General features: G+C 72.2%; 15 protein-coding genes and 1 pseudogene. 10 read left to right on the top strand and 6 right to left on the bottom strand.

Translation table 11 applies throughout. From position 1 onward, the window contains the following. Nucleotides 1-167 precede the first annotated feature (167 nt). Nucleotides 168-386: a hypothetical protein gene (locus tag ACFYX4_RS27830; RefSeq protein WP_389338997.1), complete on the bottom strand. Its 219-nt coding sequence runs from the start codon at nt 384-386 to the stop codon at nt 168-170. Nucleotides 387-740: 354 nt separating this feature from the next. On the opposite strand from ACFYX4_RS27830, the gene ACFYX4_RS27825 reads away from it, so the two are divergent. The 8 genes from ACFYX4_RS27825 (at nt 741) to ACFYX4_RS27790 (ending at nt 7,940) form a co-directional block, all read left to right on the top strand. After that, on the top strand, nt 741-2,399 hold the full coding sequence (locus tag ACFYX4_RS27825) for an FAD-dependent oxidoreductase (protein ID WP_389338995.1): 1,659 nt from the start codon (nt 741-743) through the stop codon (nt 2,397-2,399). 200 nt (nt 2,400-2,599) lie between these two features. Further along, the gene (locus ACFYX4_RS27820) at nt 2,600-3,757 is read left to right on the top strand and encodes a SchA/CurD-like domain-containing protein (protein WP_389338993.1); all 1,158 of its coding nucleotides are present in this window, start codon (nt 2,600-2,602) and stop codon (nt 3,755-3,757) included. A gap of 91 nt (nt 3,758-3,848) precedes the next feature. Continuing rightward, nucleotides 3,849-4,304: a cupin domain-containing protein gene (locus ACFYX4_RS27815; protein ID WP_389338991.1), complete on the top strand. Its 456-nt coding sequence runs from the start codon at nt 3,849-3,851 to the stop codon at nt 4,302-4,304. Beyond that, nucleotides 4,301-5,569 (top strand): beta-ketoacyl-[acyl-carrier-protein] synthase family protein, encoded by a 1,269-nt coding sequence (locus ACFYX4_RS27810; protein WP_389338989.1) that lies wholly within the window; start codon nt 4,301-4,303, stop codon nt 5,567-5,569. The genes ACFYX4_RS27815 and ACFYX4_RS27810 overlap by 4 nt, the downstream gene beginning before the upstream one ends. After that, on the top strand, nt 5,566-6,852 hold the full coding sequence (locus ACFYX4_RS27805; protein ID WP_389338987.1) for a beta-ketoacyl synthase N-terminal-like domain-containing protein: 1,287 nt from the start codon (nt 5,566-5,568) through the stop codon (nt 6,850-6,852). Before ACFYX4_RS27810 ends, ACFYX4_RS27805 begins: the two co-directional genes overlap by 4 nt. Then, entirely contained in the window at nt 6,849-7,106 is a 258-nt protein-coding gene (locus tag ACFYX4_RS27800) for an acyl carrier protein (protein ID WP_389338985.1), read from the top strand. The genes ACFYX4_RS27805 and ACFYX4_RS27800 overlap by 4 nt, the downstream gene beginning before the upstream one ends. A gap of 1 nt (nt 7,107) precedes the next feature. Continuing rightward, nucleotides 7,108-7,587, top strand: a complete 480-nt coding sequence (locus ACFYX4_RS27795; protein ID WP_389338983.1) for an SRPBCC family protein — start codon at nt 7,108-7,110, stop codon at nt 7,585-7,587. Nucleotides 7,588-7,607: 20 nt separating this feature from the next. Further along, a complete protein-coding gene (locus tag ACFYX4_RS27790) occupies nt 7,608-7,940 on the top strand; it encodes a TcmI family type II polyketide cyclase (RefSeq protein WP_389338981.1) in 333 nt (110 codons plus the stop codon). Between the two features lie 110 nt (nt 7,941-8,050). Here the strand turns inward: ACFYX4_RS27790 and ACFYX4_RS27785 are convergent, their stop codons facing one another. Continuing rightward, nucleotides 8,051-9,079 (bottom strand): methyltransferase, encoded by a 1,029-nt coding sequence (locus tag ACFYX4_RS27785; RefSeq protein WP_389338979.1) that lies wholly within the window; start codon nt 9,077-9,079, stop codon nt 8,051-8,053. Nucleotides 9,080-9,195: 116 nt separating this feature from the next. After that, the gene (locus tag ACFYX4_RS27780) at nt 9,196-10,362 is read right to left on the bottom strand and encodes a nitrous oxide reductase family maturation protein NosD (RefSeq protein WP_389338977.1); all 1,167 of its coding nucleotides are present in this window, start codon (nt 10,360-10,362) and stop codon (nt 9,196-9,198) included. Nucleotides 10,363-10,529: 167 nt separating this feature from the next. Here ACFYX4_RS27780 and ACFYX4_RS27775 point away from each other — a divergent pair, with 167 nt between their 5' ends. After that, nucleotides 10,530-10,832 (top strand): DUF3040 domain-containing protein, encoded by a 303-nt coding sequence (locus ACFYX4_RS27775; RefSeq protein ID WP_389338975.1) that lies wholly within the window; start codon nt 10,530-10,532, stop codon nt 10,830-10,832. A gap of 57 nt (nt 10,833-10,889) precedes the next feature. Here the strand turns inward: ACFYX4_RS27775 and ACFYX4_RS27770 are convergent, their stop codons facing one another. After that, on the bottom strand, nt 10,890-11,468 hold the full coding sequence (locus ACFYX4_RS27770; RefSeq protein ID WP_389338973.1) for an HAD-IIIA family hydrolase: 579 nt from the start codon (nt 11,466-11,468) through the stop codon (nt 10,890-10,892). A gap of 174 nt (nt 11,469-11,642) precedes the next feature. Between ACFYX4_RS27770 and ACFYX4_RS27765 the strand changes: the two genes are divergently transcribed. Next, a complete protein-coding gene (locus ACFYX4_RS27765) occupies nt 11,643-11,999 on the top strand; it encodes a hypothetical protein (protein WP_389338971.1) in 357 nt (118 codons plus the stop codon). Here ACFYX4_RS27765 and ACFYX4_RS27760 read toward each other — a convergent pair. Together ACFYX4_RS27760 and ACFYX4_RS27755 are read right to left on the bottom strand one after the other, a co-directional pair. Next, nucleotides 11,994-12,248 (bottom strand): annotated as a pseudogene (locus tag ACFYX4_RS27760) (transposase); the annotation flags it as partial. The gene ACFYX4_RS27765 and the pseudogene ACFYX4_RS27760 overlap by 6 nt on opposite strands. 49 nt (nt 12,249-12,297) lie before the next feature. Next, on the bottom strand, nt 12,298-12,423 hold the full coding sequence (locus ACFYX4_RS27755; protein ID WP_389338969.1) for a hypothetical protein: 126 nt from the start codon (nt 12,421-12,423) through the stop codon (nt 12,298-12,300). Nucleotides 12,424-12,654: the final 231 nt, after the last annotated feature.

Here is a 12,654-nt window from a genome sequence, read left to right as displayed (position 1 = left end):
AGAACCCGTCGAACAACTCCGCCGCGAACGCCTCCAAGTCCTCCCGGACCGAGGCCATCTCCTCAGGTGTCACACCAACTCAACGACACCGACGACAAAGCAGACACGCCACTCACGAGTGAAGATGACCAAGCCCTACTAGAGCCCGGCCGGGCCGCGACACGGCGTCAGCCGGTGCGGCGGCAGCGGCAGCGCAGCGACCGGTCCGCCAGGTCGTACGCCATGCTCGCGACGGCGAGGACGACGACGGCGCACAGACCGGCCGTGTTGTCCACGAACCAGCCCTCGGCGATGGCGAGGACGAGGCCGCCGGTGCCGGTCACCGACACCGTGCGCGCCGCGCGCGGCAGGGTGAACTGCACCCGGGGCATGTCATCGTGGTTCACGGTGCTCCTCCTGAGGGGTCCCGTCCGTCCGCCGCTTCCTGCGACCGCCAGATCCGGGGCGGCGGACGGACTCGCGGTGCGCTCCCCCGGACGGTCCCGGAGTGTGGGCCGTCCGGGGGAACGCGCTGTCACCCCGCTTCTCCGCTCCCAGAGCCGCACCCGCCTTCCAAAACCACCTGCCGCAACACGACTTGCTCCCTTCGGCCAGGTGCGGGCGCACGAAACCCGCCGGCCCGGTGAACCGGCCGGGTTAAGCGGGTGAAGCCTGGGCCGTCGTCCACCGGGCGGGGCATGCATGGAGGTCCCGGCCGCACCCCGGCCGACTCGGCGGACACGACGCGCTGGAGGCGAGTGATGAACGAAACAGCCGAGCACCCCGATACCACCACCGCCCAGGAGGTGCCGGTCCTCATCGTCGGCGGCTCCCTGGTCGGGCTGTCGACCTCACTGTTCCTGGGCCGGCTGGGGGTGCGGCACACCCTGGTGGAGCGTCATGCCGGCACCTCCATCCACCCCCGCGGCCGCGGCAACAACGTCCGCACGATGGAGCTGTTCCGGGTGGCCGGCGTCGAGCCCGGCATCCACACGGCCGCGGCGACCCTGGCCCACAACCACGGCATCTTCCAGACGCCCACCCTGGTGGGCGACGCCGGCGAGTGGCTGTTCAAGAACATGGACCCGGGCGGCGGGCTGGCCCGCTTCAGCCCCACCTCGTGGTGCCTGTGCAGCCAGAACGACCTGGAGCCGGTGCTGCTGGAGCACGCCCGGGACCTGGGCGGCGATCTGCGCTACCACACCGAGCTGATGTCCTTCGAGACCGACGCCGACGGCGTGACCGCGGTGGTGAAGAGCCGGCGCACCGGCGAGCACACCACCGTGCGCGCGCAGTACCTGGTCGCCGCCGACGGTCCCCGCAGCCCCGTCCGGGAGCGGCTCGGCATCGGTCAGAGCGGCCCCGGCGACCTCTTCCACAACATCAGCATGACCTTCCGCTCCCGCCGCCTCGCCGACGTCGTCGGCGACCGGCGTTTCATCGTGTGCTATCTGACCTCGCCGGACGCCGACGGCGCCCTGCTGCCCGTGGACAACCGCGAGAAGTGGGTGTTCCACGCCCCCTGGCACCCCGAGACCGGGGAGACCCTGGAGGACTTCACCGACGAGCGCTGCGCCGCGCACATCCGCCGCGCGGTCGGCGACCCTGACCTCGACGTGGAGATCACCGGCCGGGCGCCCTGGCACGCGGCGCAGCGCGTCGCCCGCAGCTACCGGTCGGGGCGGGTCTTCCTGGCCGGCGACTCGGCGCACGAGATGTCCCCGACCGGGGCCTTCGGCTCCAACACCGGCATCCAGGACGCGCACAACCTCGCCTGGAAGCTGGCCGCGGTGCTCGGCGGCTGGGCGGGCGACGGGCTGCTGGACACCTACGACCTGGAACGCCGTCCGGTGGCGGAGGCGACCAGCGCCCGCGCGGCCGCCCGTTCGGTCGAGCACAGCCACCCGGGTTTCGCCCCTCCGCCGGGCGCCGGCGGTGCGCCGCAGCGCGGCATCCTCAACGTGGCGCTGGGCTACCGCTATCCGATGGGGGCCGTCGTCGGCACCGATCCGGAGGCCCCGGTCGTCCCCGACGAGCTCGCCCTCGCCGGCGCGCCCGGCACCCGTGCGCCCCACCTGTGGGTACGTCACCAGGGCCGCCGGGTCTCCACCCTCGACCTCTACGAGCGGTCCCTGGTGCTGCTCAGCGACGCGGGTGACCTGAACGAGTGGCACGAGGCGGCGGCCCGGCTCGCCGACCAGCTGGAGATCCCGCTCGTCTCCTACCGGGTGGGCGCGGGGCCGGACGCCGAGCTGGCGCCCGAGGACGGCGCCGACTGGCGCACGCACCACGGCACGAAGCCCGGCGGGGCCGTGCTGGTGCGGCCCGACGGGTTCGTCGCCTGGCGGGAGACCGGTCCGGCGCCGGACGCGGAGAAGGTGCTGCGGCAGGCGCTCACCAAGGTCATGTCCTTGGCCTGACGACTCGTCAGGCCTGCGTTCGGCCGGGCCGTCACCCTCCCTCGGGGTGGCGGCCCGGCCGCGTGCGTGCGCGCACCGGTCACCCGCGCGCTCCACACGAGTCGCGCGCCGATGGGGACCGGCTCAAGATCGAGGCACGCTCACCTCGCTGCACCGCAACCGAGGTACGCCTCCCCTCCCCTGAAGGAGATGTGCTCAGGATGACCACCACGTCCGCGCCTGCCTCGCCACCGCTGACACGACAGGTGTCACAACATGTCTCCCAGTCCGTGTTCGACGGCTCCCGGCTCCGGGTCGTCCTGCTGGTGGACGTCTACGACGGCGCCCAGCAGCAGTTCCTGGAGGCGTACGAGCAGCTCTGCAACCAGGTCGCGTCCGTTCCCGGGCATGTCAGCGACCAGCTGTGCCAGTCGATCGAGAACCCCTCGCAGTGGCTGATCACCAGCGAGTGGGAGAGCGCCCCGCCGTTCCTCACCTGGGTGAACAGCGAGGAGCACGTGGAGATGGTGAGGCCGCTGCACAACTGCGTGAGCGACACCCGCTCGCTCCGCTTCCACGTGGTGCGCGAGACCGGCGGTCCGGCGGCGGGCGCCGAGACCGGCCGACGCCGGCTCCAGGCCGAGCCCCGCATCGGCGACGGTGTGATCCGGCACGCGCTGACCTTCACCGTCAAGCCGGGCAACGAGGAGGCCGTCGCCAAGCTGCTGGCCGACTACGCGCCGCCCAACCCGCGGGTCGACGACACGACGCGGCTGGTGCGCACCTCCCTGTTCATGCACGGCAACCGGGTGGTGCGGGCCATCGAGGTGCGGGGCGACCTGCTCGCGGCGCTGCGCCACGTGGCCCGGCAGCCCGAGGTGCGGGCCGTCGAGGAGGCCATCAACCCCTATCTGGAGCAGGACCGGGACCTCGACGACCCCGAGTCGGCCCGCGTCTTCTTCACCCGCGCCGCGCTGCCCGCCGTCCACCATGTGACGACGGACCAGGAGCCGGCGGGCGCGGTGCGGCACGCGCTGTACTACCCGGCCCGCGAGGGCGCCGGGATGCGGCTGGCCGAGCTGCTCGCCGAGCAGGACGAGGCGGCGGCGCACGACCCGCGCGGCCCGGTGCTGCGCAGCACGATCTTCCAGCGCGACGACGTCGTGGTGCGCCTGGTCGACGTGCAGGAGGGCCTCGACGCCGACCCGGGCACGGTGCTCGGGCTGACCGACCCCGCCCGGACCGCCGAGCTGACGGCGCTGCTGGACGCCGCCGCCCTCGGTGCGGACGCCGCCACGCTGCGGGCCGGCGCCGCGGAACGGCTCCTCACCCTCGCCCGCATGGAACTCGTCACCGACCGCCGCTCCCCCGACGCCTGACCCGTCGGCACCCGGGGTTGGAGCCTTCCGGACAACAGGCCCCAAGCGCCATCGCGCCCAAGTCGACACAGCACACGAACGGAGCAACGTCGTGATCACTTCCCGTCCCAGAATCGTGGACCTCAGCGAGGTCGAGCCGAACACCCGGCGCGGCGGCGACCTGCGCGCCATGCTCACGCCCGCCACGGTCGGCGCGACCAGCGGCTTCATGGGCGTGGCCATCGTGCAGCCCGGCGACCGCATCGCCGAGCACTACCACCCGTACTCCGAGGAGTTCGTGTACGTCGTCTGCGGACAGCTGGAGGTCGACCTGGACGGCGACCCCCTGTCGTTGCGGCCCGAGCAGGGGCTCATGATCCCCATCGGCATGCGGCACCGGTTCCGCAACGTCGGCAAGGTTGAGGCGCGCATCGTGTTCCACCTCGGTCCGCTGGCCCCGACGCCGCCGCTGGGCCACGTCGACACCGAGGAGACCGACGCCGTTCCGGTCGCCGTTCAGAGCGCCTCCGCGGGCGGGCCGGCCGCGGGGCGCGGGGCGCGGTCATGACCCGGCGCGTGGCGGTCACCGGGATAGGCGTGGTCGCTCCGGGCGGCATCGGCATACCGAATTTCTGGGACCTGCTCTCCAACGGCCGTACCGCGACGCGGGGCATCACCTTCTTCGACCCGAGCAACCTGCGGTCGCGGATCGCCGCCGAGTGCGACTTCGACCCGGCGGCCCACGGGCTGGACGCGGATCAGGTCGCCCGGTGCGACCGGTACATCCAGTTCGCCCTGGCCGCCGGCGGGGAGGCGATCCACGACGCGGGTCTCGACCTCGGCCGGGAGAACCCCTGGCGGGTCGGGGTGTCGCTGGGGACCGCGGTCGGCGGCACCACCCGCCTGGAGCACGACTATGTGCTGGTCAGCCATGGCGGGCAGCGCTGGGACGTGGACCACCGGGAGGCGGAGCCGCATCTGCACCGGGCGTTCGCGCCCAGCACGCTCGCCTCCACGGTGGCGGAGCGGTTCGGGGCCCGCGGTCCGGTGCAGACGGTCTCCACGGGCTGCACCTCCGGGCTCGACGCCGTCGGGTACGCCTTCCACACGATCGAGGAGGGCCGTGCCGACGTGTGCATCGCGGGCGCCTCGGACTCCCCGATCTCCCCGATCACGATGGCCTGCTTCGACGCGATCAAGGCCACCTCGCCCCACAACGACGACCCCGCGCACGCCTCGCGTCCCTTCGACGCGGACCGGGACGGGTTCGTGATGGGCGAGGGCGGCGCGGTCCTGGTCCTGGAGGAGCTGGAGCACGCCAGGGCCCGCGGCGCGCACGTGTACTGCGAGCTGGGCGGCTACGCCACGTACGGCAACGCCTACCACATGACCGGACTGACCAGTGAGGGCGTGGAGATGGCGCGGGCCATCGAGGACGCCCTCGAACACGCCCGGCTCGACCCGACGGCGATCGACTACGTCAACGCGCACGGGTCGGGCACCAAGCAGAACGACCGGCACGAGACCGCGGCGGTGAAGCGGTCCCTGGGCCCGCACGCCTACGACACGCCGATGAGCTCCATCAAGTCGATGGTGGGGCACTCGCTCGGCGCGATCGGGGCGATCGAGGTCGTCGCCTGTGTGCTGGCCCTGGCCCACCAGGTGGTGCCGCCCACCGCCAACTACGAGACGCCGGACCCCGAGTGCGACCTGGACTACGTCCCGAAGGTCGCGCGCGAGCGGAGACTGAACAGCGTGCTCTCCGTGGGCAGCGGGTTCGGCGGGTTCCAGTCCGCGGTGATCCTGACCCGGCCGAGGGAGAGGACACGATGAGCGAACCCCGTCCGCGGCGCGCCGCCGTCACCGGAATCGGTGTGGTCGCGCCCAACGGAATCAGCACCGAGTCCTTCTGGAAGTCCACCCAGGCGGGCATCAGCGTCCTCGACCGGGTCACCCGCGAGGGCTGTGAGCATCTGCCGCTGCGGGTGGCCGGCGAGATCCGCGCGTTCGAGCCGTCGACAGCGGTGGAGGAACGTTTCCTCGTCCAGACCGACCGGTTCACGCACTTCGCGCTGGCCGCGGCGGACCTGGCGCTGGACGACGCCCGGCTCGGCCAGGCCGACACCGACGCGGAGCCGTTCTCGGTGGGCGTGGTCACCGCGGCCGGCTCCGGCGGCGGCGAGTTCGGCCAGCGGGAGCTCCAGCAACTGTGGGGCAAGGGCAGCCGGTTCGTCGGCCCGTACCAGTCCATCGCCTGGTTCTACGCCGCCAGCACCGGTCAGATCTCCATCCGTCGCGGCTTCAAGGGCCCCTGCTCGGTGGTCGCCGCCGACGAGGCGGGCGGCCTGGACGCCCTGGCGCACGCGGCGCGGGCGGTGCGGCGCGGCACCGACGTGATCGTGGCCGGTGCGACCGAGGCGCCGCTCGCCCCCTACTCGGTGGTGTGCCAGCTCGGCTACGAGGAGCTGAGCACCGCCGACGACCCGGCCCGCGCCTACCGCCCGTTCACGGAGGCCGCCTGCGGGTTCGTGCCCGCCGAGGGCGGCGCCATGTTCGTCGTCGAGGAGGAGGACTGGGCCCGGGAGCGGGGCGCGCGCGTGCGGGCCGTCCTCGCCGGGCACACGGCGACCTTCACCGGTCCGTCCCGCTGGACGGAGTCCCGCGAGGGCCTCGCGCAGGCCATCCGGGGCGCCCTGGACGAGGCCGGCTGCGCCCCGGAGGAGGTCGACGTGGTCTTCGCGGACGCCCTGGGCGTGCCGGAGGCGGACCGCGCCGAGGCGCTGGCGATCACCGACGCGCTCGGCGCGCACGGCCGGCGGGTGCCGGTCACCGCGCCGAAGACCGGCATCGGCCGGGGCTACTGCGCGGCGCCCGTGCTGGACGCGGCGGCGGCGGTGCTCGCGCTGGAACACGGGCTGGTCCCGCCCACCCCGAACGTCTTCGACGTCTGTCACGACCTCGACCTCGTGTCCGGCAAGGCCCGCGCCGCCGAACTGCGTACGGCGCTGGTCCTCAGCCGGGGCCTCATGGGATCGAACTCGGCGCTGGTGCTGCGGCACGGCGCCGCCGACGCCTCGCAGCGGGGCGCCGGGAAGCAAAGGAGAGGAACCGCATGAGCGACCGCATCACCGTGGAAGAGCTGGCCGAGCTGATGAAGAAGTGCGCCGGGGTCACCGTCCCGGCCACGGAGCTCGCCCAGCAGCCCGACATCGGCTTCGACAGCATCGGCGTCGACTCGCTCGGCCTGCTCGGCATCGTCGGCGAGCTGGAGAACCGGTACGGCACGCCGATGCCGCCGGACGCGGAACGCTGCAAGACGCCGCAGCAGTTCCTCGACCTCGTCAACGGCGCCCTGCTGGCTGGAGCGTGACATGCCCGGACACACGCAGAACGAGATCACGATCGCGGCTCCCCTGGACCTCGTCTGGGACATGACCAACGACGTGGCGAACTGGCCCCGGCTGTTCAGCGAGTACGCCACCGCCGAGATCCTTTCCACGGAGGGGAAGAAGACGACGTTCCGGCTGACCATGCACCCCGACGAGAACGGCACCGTGTGGAGCTGGGTCTCGGAGCGGGAGGCGGACCGCGACACGCTCAGCGTGAAGGCCCGCCGGGTCGAGACGGGCCCCTTCGCCCACATGAACATCCTGTGGCGGTACGAGGAGGTCGCCGAGGGCGTGCGGATGATCTGGACGCAGGACTTCGCGATGAAGCCCGAGGCGCCGGTCGACGACGACTGGATGACGGACAACATCAACCGCAACTCCAAGGTCCAGCTGGCCCTGATCCGGGACCGGATCGAGAAGGCCGCCGCGGAGCGCGGTTCCGTGCCGCGCCTGTCGGACTGAGCGGGAAGGAGGAAGGTCCCATGCACCAGGCCCTGATCGTCGCCCGGATGGCTCCCGGGTCGGCCCCCGACATCGCCAAGCTGTTCGAGGAGTCGGACCGGGGGGAGCTGCCGCATCTCGTGGGGGTCTCCCGGCGCAGCCTCTTCGAGTTCGGCGACGTGTACCTGCACTTCATCGAGTCCGAGCAGGACCCCGGGCCGGCGATCGCCAAGGTCGCCGGGCACCCCGAGTTCCGCGGCATCAGCGAGCGGCTGTCGGCGTACGTCAGCGCGTACGACCCGCAGACCTGGCGTTCGCCGAAGGACGCGATGGCCCGCTGCTTCTACCGCTGGGAGCGGGACGCCCGCGCCTGATCGGCGCGGCGCGCACACCGGTCGCCGGGCCCACGAGTTCCGTGGGCCCGGCGACCGGTGTGTACGGGGGTTCCGCCCGGGATCTCAGGCGGAGATGTCCGGCGGGGAGGTCAGGCGGGGACGGTGCAGTCGAAGGCGTGCAGGTAGGGGTTGACCGGGCGGATGTCGTCGACGACCAGGCCGCCCGCGGTCAGCCGGCGGACCATGCTGTCGGTGGTGTGCTTGGCGCCGCCGACGTTGAGGAGCAGCAACAGGTCCATGGCGGTGCTGAACCGCATGGAGGGGGTGTCGTCGACGAGGTTCTCGATGACGACGACCCGGGTGCCGGGGCCGCCCGCCTCGCGCACGTTGCGCAGGGTGCGGGCGGTGCTCTCGTCGTCCCACTCCAGGATGTTCTTGATGATGTAGACGTCCGCCTCGACGGGGACGGCCGCGCGGCAGTCGCCGGGGACGACGCGCACCCGGTCGGCGAGCGCGCCGCCGGGGCGCAGCCGCGGGTCGGCGTTCTCCACCACGCGCGGCAGGTCGAGCAGGGTGCCGTGCAGGGCGGGGTACTTCTCCAACAGGCTTGCCACCACGTGCCCTTGGCCGCCGCCGATGTCGGCGACGGAGGAACTCCCCGACAGATCCAGGAAGTCGGCGACGTCCTGGGCGGACTGGGCGCTGGAGGTGGTCATGGCGCGGTTGAAGACGAGGGCCGACTCGGGGGCGTCCTCGTTGAGGTACTGGAAGAACTCCTTGCCGTAGAGGTCCTCCACGACATTGCGGCCGGTGCGCACCGCCTCGTCGAGCCGGGGCCAGGCGTCCCAGGTCCACGGCTCGGTGCACCACAGGGTGATGTAGCGCAGGCTGTGCGGGTCGTCCTCGCGCAGCAGCCGGGACATCTCGGTGTGCGCGAAGGTCCCGTCCGGCTGTTCGGCGAAGACGCCGTAGCAGGACAGGGCGCGCAACAGCCGTCGCAGCGGCTGGGGTTCGGTCTTCACGGCGGTGGCGAGGTCCTGCACGGACACGGGCCCGTCGCCGAGGGCGTCGGCGACGCCGAGCCGGGCGGCCGTGCGGAGGGCGGCGGCGCACGCCGCCCCGAACACCAGCTCCCTCAGCCGCATGGACGGCGGTGGAGCAGTCTCTGCGGTCGTCATGTGCCGCCTTTCTTCTGTCTGTTGCTCTGTCTGTTGCTCTGGCTGGCTTGCTGGGTCTGGCTGTCGGATGTGGCCTGTCGGGTGTGGCGTCGGGTCCGGTCGCTACGGCCGGGTGGTCAGCACAGGCCGGTGGGACGGGAGGAGCGGCAGGAGTTGTTCTCGAAGGTGTTGCCGACGCCGTCGGTGTCCGTGTTGACCAGGTCGGCCGGGGAGTTGCCGCTCAGCGTGTTGTCGGCGATCCGGTTGCGGTCGCTGGTGGCGCCCACGAAGCTCTTCCACACGACGATGCCGCCGGACAGCGGGGAGTTGCCGGCGTGGTCGGTGATCACGTTGCGCGTCACCTGGGTGTCCTCGGCGCCGGTCAGGACGATCCCGGAGCCCTGGAGGGCGTCCAGTCGCGCGGTCTTCGGGCAGGACTTGTTGTTGTGGGCGAGGCGGTTCTCGCGCACGCTCAGCGAGCCGGTCTTCGGTTTGTTCTCGTCGCCGACGACGAAGACGCCCGCGCAGTTGTCGACGACGTAGTTGCGTACGACGGTGAGGTTGCGCAGGCGGCGGACGGTGACGCCGATCCGGTTGCCCTCCAGCCGGTTGCGCTCGACCCGGGTCCCCCCGGTGTCGGGGGCGCCCTTCTCGGCGGTGACGGTGTTGGCGAGGAACAGGCCCGCGTCGCCGTTCTCCCGGGCGGTGTTGCGCCGGTAGACGCTGCGGACGGAGCCCTCCTCGGCGATGCCCCAGACGCCGTTCTTCTCGGCGGTCACGTTGCGCACGGTCAGTCCGTCGGTGGCCAGGGCGGAGACGCCGCTCTTGGCGAAGCCGGTCACCTTGAGGTTGGCGACGGTGACGTCCTTGAGCCGCTTGTCCAGGGTTCCCTGCACGCAGACGCCGTTGCCGGAGGCGGCGCAGTCGTCGGGGGCCTTCGGCGCGGCGGGCTTGGCCGCGGCGGGGGCGGGGGCGGGAGCCGGGACGGTGGCCGGGGCCGGGGACGCGGCGGGGGCCGGGACGGTGGCGGGGGCCGGGGCGGGGGCCGCGGCCGGCTGGATCACCGTGCCGCGTCCGACACCGCGCAGGGTGAGGCCCGGCGTGGTGATCCTGACGCTCTCGCGGTAGGTGCCGCGGGCCAGGAAGACGGTGTCGCCGGGCTCGGCGGCGTCCACCGCCTTCTGGATCGACTCCCCCGGACGGACCACATGGGTCGAGTGGCCCGCGGCGGGCGAGGCGGCGCCGAGTCCGGTGCCGACGAGCGCCGCGGTGCACGCCAGATAGAGGATATGGCATTTCGTCATATTTGGGACGATATGCCTGCGCTGCTCGGGGCGGCCTTGGATGGGCCATCCGATGGCGTGTCACACGAGGCCGCCCACGACACCCAGTGACCCGCGCCACTCGTTAGTTCCGGATAAGGCCGGGCACCTGGAAGAGGTTCCGTGTCGGCCCGGGTGATGGAGGAACAGTGGCGACTGGCCGGCTTTCCGATGACGAACGACGCATCCTGGCGGAGATGGAGCGCGCGCTGCGCCGCGACCGCCGCCTCGACAAACGGCTGAGCACCCTGCGCTGGCGTCCCGGGCTCTCCCGTCTGACCTCCTATACTCCTCATCCCCTGGCCGTCGCGCTGCTGCTCTCGGTCTCCATCGGCCTGATGGTCACCGGCATCACCACCGCGGCGCCGCCCGTGATCTGGGCGTTCGCCGCACTCTGGCCGCTGACGCTGTACGCGCTGTTCCGGCTGGTGTACCGGCGCGCGGAGAGCTGAGGGCGCGGCGGCTCGGGGCGGTGCGGGCGCGGCCGTTCCCGGCCCGCTCCGGTGTCGTCAACCGGCCCCCTCCGCCGGGCGGTAGGCCGCCGTGATCGCCCGCTCGTCCGCGAGGACGTGCTGCTGCGGCGGCCCCGACAGCACCAGCCCGCGCACGGCCGTGAGCAGGTCGGGGGCCAGGTGCTCCGCGCCGGCGGTCTCCTCGGGCCGGGCGTCCGGCGCGGGGACGAGGACGCCGTGGGCGCCCGCCCGGCGCGCGGCCTCGACGGTGTCCGCCGTGGCGGCGACGACGGCGATTCGCTCAGGCGGGGTGCACACCCTGCCCGCCGCCCAGAGCAGCAGTCCGGGCCGGGGCGCGCGGCAGTGACAGTCGTCCTCGGGGGCGTGCGGGCAGACCGCCCGGACGTCGAAGGGGCCGAGGAGTTCGTCGATCCGCCCGTCCACGCGCCTGACGTCGGCCCGGGACAGCTCCCCGCGCGCGACGCCCGGCCGACGGCCCAGCACACCGACGCGAACCCGCCGGGACCGCAACAGGGCAAGCGCCTCACGCGCACCGGGGACGGGGCGGACACGACCGGGGACGTCCTCGACGAGGACGCCGTCCTGCTCGACGAGAACGAGACGGACAGGGTTCACGGGGATGCCTCCTGCTGGGCGGCTCAACGGGCTGCTTCCTGCGGGACGTTCAGGGGGTCGCCTGCGGCCGGGCGGCTCACGGAGCTGCACTGCCTCCCGCCACGGACCGTGCTGACGTGTGAGGATCTGTCGGTGGAGTGCGATGTGTGTGGTCAGGCGATGTGGCGGTGGCCGGTGGCGCAGACGGCCCGGGAAGAAGAGATCTGGTCCTGCTTGTGGTGTCATGCCGCCACTCATGTGGGCGGCGAGTGGTTCGAGGTCTCGCGACCGCCGTATCTGCCCGTGGAGATGCGCTGGGAGAAAGCCGTCGCGGATGGCCTCGCCGCTGGCGTCTCCCACGCCTTCGGCATGTTCGACAAGACGCTGTGCGGGATCCAGGAAGTCGGCATGTCACCGTCCGACCACTGGTGGCTGCCGGAACGGGAGAACGCCTGCGGCGCCTGCCGGGAAGCGGCGGTTGTCATCGATGCCCGCTGGCCGCAGGCGATGCGGGGTGAGGACGCGCGGGTCAGCGTGGCCCGACGGCTATGAGTCCTTCCAGTTCGGAGTCGATTCTCGGGTGAGCCTGCGGCTCATCAGGTCGATCATCGCGAGACGGATCATGGCCTCGGAGCGATGCGGGCGGGTTTCGTAGTCGCGGGCGAGGCGGCGGTGGTTCATGAGCCAGCCGAATGTCCGCTCGACGCCCCAGCGCCGCGGGATGACCTTGAATCCCTTCTGTCCAGGGTCGCGCCGGGCGATCTCGACGTCGATGCCGAGGCGGGCGCCATGGTCGAGGGCGAGGGCCCGCCGACGAACTGACGGACCCTCATGCAGCAACGAACGCCCTTTACATCATCGGGCCGGGCGGTCGGCCGCAGCAGGCGACGGTCTGGGTCTGGTCGGCGCTGGCGAGCGGTACCACCGCGAACACCGCCGCCAGGGCCACGAACAAACCGAGTAAGGCTTTACGCACCTTCTCCTCCTGATCGCCGGAATCCGGTGCCGCTTCAAGCGGTCACTGATTCAGATGCGCGAAACAGAGGCCTGGTTGTACGGACGTTATGACTCCTGCGGGAGCGCACCAGCGTCCGGCGGGCCCCAAGCGGGAACTCAAGCCCTGCATCGATCTCGCCGACCCCACGGTGGCGTCAACGGCCGGACTGCAGATCTCCCAAGCGCCAGGAAGAAAAACGTTCCCGACTGC

The sequence above is a fragment of the Streptomyces sp. NPDC002328 genome (assembly GCF_042890065.1).
In the GTDB taxonomy this organism is placed as follows: Bacteria; Actinomycetota; Actinomycetes; order Streptomycetales; family Streptomycetaceae; genus Streptomyces.
This window is presented reverse-complemented; position numbering and strand designations above follow the sequence as displayed.